Annotated in this window: 4 protein-coding genes; 3 read left to right on the top strand and 1 reads right to left on the bottom strand. The window is 43.6% G+C overall.

All coding sequences use genetic code 11. The annotated features are described in order from the left end of the window. Window positions 1-115 precede the first annotated feature (115 nt). Complete coding sequence (locus K4A83_RS21975) at window positions 116-271, top strand: hypothetical protein (protein ID WP_265266852.1); 156 nt, start codon at window positions 116-118, stop codon at window positions 269-271. Between the two features lie 259 nt (window positions 272-530). Here the strand turns inward: K4A83_RS21975 and K4A83_RS21970 are convergent, their stop codons facing one another. Further along, on the bottom strand, window positions 531-1127 hold the full coding sequence (locus K4A83_RS21970; RefSeq protein WP_265266851.1) for a Uma2 family endonuclease: 597 nt from the start codon (window positions 1125-1127) through the stop codon (window positions 531-533). 250 nt (window positions 1128-1377) lie between these two features. On the opposite strand from K4A83_RS21970, the gene K4A83_RS21965 reads away from it, so the two are divergent. Together K4A83_RS21965 and cas10 are read left to right on the top strand one after the other, a co-directional pair. Next, window positions 1378-1839, top strand: a complete 462-nt coding sequence (locus K4A83_RS21965; RefSeq protein ID WP_265266850.1) for a hypothetical protein — start codon at window positions 1378-1380, stop codon at window positions 1837-1839. 561 nt (window positions 1840-2400) lie between these two features. Beyond that, window positions 2401-4866, top strand: a complete 2466-nt coding sequence (gene cas10, locus K4A83_RS21960; RefSeq protein ID WP_265266849.1) for a type III-B CRISPR-associated protein Cas10/Cmr2 — start codon at window positions 2401-2403, stop codon at window positions 4864-4866. The last annotated feature ends 111 nt before the right edge of the window (window positions 4867-4977 follow it).

Below are 4977 nucleotides of genomic sequence, written 5' to 3'. Positions count from 1 at the left end.
TAATCGCGGTCGGACAGCCCGTGATTCAAAATGCTTTCGGAGACGTTCTGTCGGGGTCAATTTCTGATTGGCTAGACAAGAGTCTATGAGGAAAGAATCCACTCGCCTTTAGGCAGTGGAGTGTCAAGCACCCAATGGGGAGAAATTTGTTGATTATCTGGATTTATATCAGCAAAAAGAGTTAGCAGAACAACAGCTGGAACTAGAAAGACAACGATCAGAGCGATTAGCCGCACAATTGCGAGCGGCTGGAATTGACCCAGAAATTTAGGGGAGGCTTACCCTTGAAACCGGGTTTCTTGCACCCGCTTATTTCCAGCCACAGCCCTATAAAACCCGGTTTCTTTTCCTTTTCGTCTAAACTCCAGTATATAGCGTTTCAAAATCATTGATGAACTCTCAGAGAAGTTTCTCATAATACTTCAAACTCCTTGTAACCCTTGTGTACTCTTCCCCGTTCCCAGATCCGGTGTTCCCTTTGCTTTCCCTTGTGGATTACAAAACTCAAATGGGAACACTATAAAAACTTATTACCGATCACTCCTGACCGACTCAAAAACAACCTTGTCATATAAATCCTCCAACAAAACCTCACAACCCACCCCATGAAACCGAATCACATCCTCCGGCTGATTATACTCCATAAAAATCCATTGCTCCGACTCCCTTCGATAAAAATGTTCCACCAACATTGAATATTGATCAATCAAAACATATTCCCGAAACCCCGAAATTGTTCGATAGGCTTGGAACTTTTCCCCCCGATCATACCCCTGAGTAGACCTTGATAAAACCTCCCCAACCATCACCGGATTAATCACCGTATCCCGTCGTCCTTCCTGAAATAATAACTCCCCCTCCACCACAAAAATATCAGGATAAGTGTAGATTTTTCGCTCAGGAATCCACACCCGTTGATCACTAACAAAAACAAAATAAGGTTGGCGCTTCAAAGCAAAATTAAGCAGTGCATTAAGATTACTGATAATCAAATTATGATTAGGCATCCCCCCCGTCATCGTAATAACTTCCCCATTAATATATTCATTTCTTTCAATACTTTGAACTTCCTGTTCTAAATACTCTTCCGGTGTGTAGCGTTTCATCCCCTCTGCTTGAATCATCATCAACCCCTCTCAGACGGCAACCGATTTGTTAACCCCCCATTGTACCATAAAATCTGGCACTTTCCCAAGATTTCCCTCCCTCCACTATCCCAAAAAGAAACTATTTAAATTAGTCCCCATAAAATCCCTGTAAACCTTACATATCAGGCAATCTAGCCCATCAAAAAAATATTTATAAATAGCGTCTTTTTCGAGACATTCCCCCCTGCACTCGCCTATAGTAGAAAAACAGCCGATAGCGATTGAGAACATGGCAACTCAACAACCACTCACCAAAATTCGGGGAAGACTCGGAAAAAGCGTCGGAGCCCTAATTGTTCCGACATGGGGGACCATTACCCTTGAACTCCAAAGTCATCTCCTCTACAGCCAACAAGAGACTATTTTTGCCCTAGAAAGCGCAAAATCCTATACACTCCTAAACAAAATAGATAGCGTCGATATCGTTTCTGGACGCATTTGGTGGTTATTGTGGCTCGGACTCATTACATCACTATTCATGTTTGGTATTCTTTTCATCATCGCCTTTTTCTTCCTTAAACAGGAATGGTTACTCATCACATCTGGCCGCAGCACCTACGTCCTCTTTTTCCGACGCAATAACCATGAAAATATCAAACAATTTGCACAAAACCTACTCACCCAAATCCGCCTAAATTCCGTTCCCCGCACCCAACCCAACCCTAAAAATTTATCTCCTAAAAAAGGATAAACCCCACCCACCCTAAAAATTGTTACCGTTTCCAAAAAAATGTAAACTTCCTTAAATATTCATGAACAATCTTGTCCCTTTATCAGCTAAATCTAAAAAGAATATGGACAAAACACAAAACCACTTAGTGACCCTGCTACTATGCAAAAATGACCAAAAGATCAATACAGAATAAAACGTATTCGTCCTTCTTGTAGGTTGGGTGAAGTGCCAGCGCAACCCAACAAACCAACTGATAACTAATAATCAACAATTGTTAATTATTCCGCGCTCTTTCGCGCTCTGTAGGTTGGGTGAAGCGTTAGCGCAACCCAACAAACCAACTGATAACTAATAATCAACAATTGTTAATTATTTCCCACTCTGTAGGTTGGGTGAAGCGCCAGCGCAACCCAACAAATAAAACCTATAATCCTGACCCACCATTCAGGAGATAGCCTACATTGTTCGCCCCCCTACACACCCAAATTAAACCTTTTTTTAATATTCCTAAAATTGGTGAACCGATTTCGTGAACTCATTGTATTTCATTACATTTCTGTTATTAAGGAGTATTGATTTATGTCCCGAGTCTATTGGCAAGCTAAAATTTGGGGACTTCTCCACGACCCCGCCTTAAAAAGCTTGCACAACAACACCGGACGGGGAGGCAATAGCTTCTGGTTAGACCTCGAAGCCATGGCAGACTGGAAAGAAAACAATTGGAACCCCGAAAAAAAACCCGGCACAATTTTTAAGCACCTAAAAAACGCCGATTTCATCACCTCAGCCAGTGACCGAGGAGCCATTGCAAACCTCACCACCCGCGTAGATTATCAAGAAAATGGCCTCGAAATTAGCCATCTGCTCTCCGGGAAAAAGCAATTTCTCCGACTCCCAAACCCTCATCACGAAGCACTCCAACAAAACCGCAAACAATACCTCGAAAACAAAGAACAAGAATTACAACAGAGCATTCCCCCCGAAATTAGAAACGACCCGAAACGCCTTTTTTGGTGGCTGTGGCGTTGTTTACCAGAAAAAACCTGTGAACTCTTCAATGACGACTCACTGCTGTTAATGCCCGCAGAAACCCGTTTTCCTGACGCATCCATCTGGAGTCACGCCACCCTAACCTCCGCCCTAGCGGGAGCCTTTATCGGCTACAATGCCACAACCGAAATATTAGCCAACAATTGGCCGGCTAAAACACCCGTTCCCCATGCCTACCTAACCATTTTCAGCTTTTCCCCCGTCCAGGAATTAATTAAAGCCAGTCGCAAAATGCGCGACTTTTGGGCGGGGTCTTGGCTTCTCCATTACCTCTCAGCTAAAGTCTGCTGGAAACTGGCTCAAAAATACGGCCCCGACTGCTTCCTTTACCCAAGTTTGTTTCAACAACCCCTCATTGACCACTGGATAAGAGAAGAATTCGGAGACTGGGTAAAAGAACCCTCAGAACGCCGTTTATTAACCGCAGGTTTTCCCAATGTTCTGTTATTAATTCTGCCAAAAGAAAAAGTCGCCGATGCCATGCAAATGGCAAAACAAATCCTACTCGAAGAATGGCAAGCCGTCGCCCATCTTGTCTTTAAACACTTAGAAAAACGCCACTGGAGCAAGCAACTCCAAGAAACCGACCCCACCTGGGAGGGATGGCTCAAAGCGCAATGGCAAACCTACTGGTCGGCGGTTCCCATTGGTCGGGAAGGAGAAGAACTCAAAAGTAGTGAAATTTATCAAGAAGATAGCCCAGAAGTTGAAACAGAAAAGTTAGAAAAGGATAACACTTGGTGCGAAATCCAAAACGCAACCTATGGACTCCCAGAGCAAGAAAAACTCTTTTTAAAACAAGAATTAGACTTTTTGCGCGCAACCGGAAAACTGCGGACAGAAAAACAAGGGAGAAAACCCTGTGGGGCAAATGTAGGGTCTTGGTGGGCTGCCATTTTTGACCAAACTCGTTTCAGTCTCGCCGCCATTAAAAACGCCCGCAATTGGGAAATTCCTACCGCTTTTGGACCCCGTTCCACCATTTCCGGTTTAGGGCCAGTGGTCTATCCCCAACAACAGAAAAAATGGAAGAAAAATAATCAACAAACAGACTGGGTAACGGAAGCAGAAACCCGCCAACATTGGAAAAGAGATGCGGGATTATTTGACGGGATTGAGGAGTTAAACGCCACGGAAACGGTTAAACGGGATCTCCAGAATATCTTACCCCAACTGTTAAACCTTGATAGTAAAAAAATCGCCGCCTCCTACCCAGATTTAACGGCCGGAGTGGCGGGGTATCTCAAACAAGGGACACCGGAACAAATCCAGCGTTTTCAGAATGCCTGTCAACAAATTAAAGCTAAAATTCTCCAAGATTATGGCAAAATTCCAGATGCAGTCACTCAAAACTGGGGCATTCCTTGGATTGACGAAGAAAACCCCCAAAATGTTACTAACCATCCTCGCTTTTTGAATGCGGGTTGGTTAGTGGAAGAGTTAGACCTTCCTGATGGTGAAGTCACCTCGTATCGTGATGAATTACAACAGGAAATTAACAAGCACTATCCCAACAATAACCCCGCCAACTGGTATGTGATTGTGGCTGGAGATGGCGACGGGATGAGTGACTGGCTGAAGGGTAAAAACATGAGGTATTATTGGGAGTATTTCCCCGCAGCTTTACAAGTCCCAGATTCTGTTCAAAAAGAGTTTGACGCTTTCAAAGAACAAAAAAAACGTATGGGTCCCTCTACCCACGGGGCCTTGAGTCGGGCTTTGCTAGATTTCTCGAACCAACTGTTACCTTATCTCACAGAACAACGCTATGCGGGACGCTTAATTTATGGCGGGGGGGATGATGTTTTAGCTTATACTAATCTTTGGGAGTGGGATGATTGGCTGTGGGATGTGCGAGAGTGTTTTAAGGGAGGTGAAGACCCTCAAGGAGAGTTTAAGGAGGAGGGGAATTATTGGCAGATAAAAGAGCCTAAAACGAACTTTCCTAATCGTCCTTTGTTCACGATGGGAGAGGATGCAACCCAGAAGTGTTGAATGTTAGAAAAAAAATTGACAAAAAGCTCCTACTTCGGTAAAATAGGAGCTTGTTTTTTAAAAAAAATCAATAATTTGATTCTATCCAACTTCCCTCAAATTGTCAAAAAA

Source organism: Spirulina subsalsa FACHB-351, from assembly GCF_026130165.1.
GTDB classification, from domain to species: domain Bacteria; phylum Cyanobacteriota; class Cyanobacteriia; order Cyanobacteriales; family Spirulinaceae; genus Spirulina_A; species Spirulina_A subsalsa_A.
This window is presented reverse-complemented; position numbering and strand designations above follow the sequence as displayed.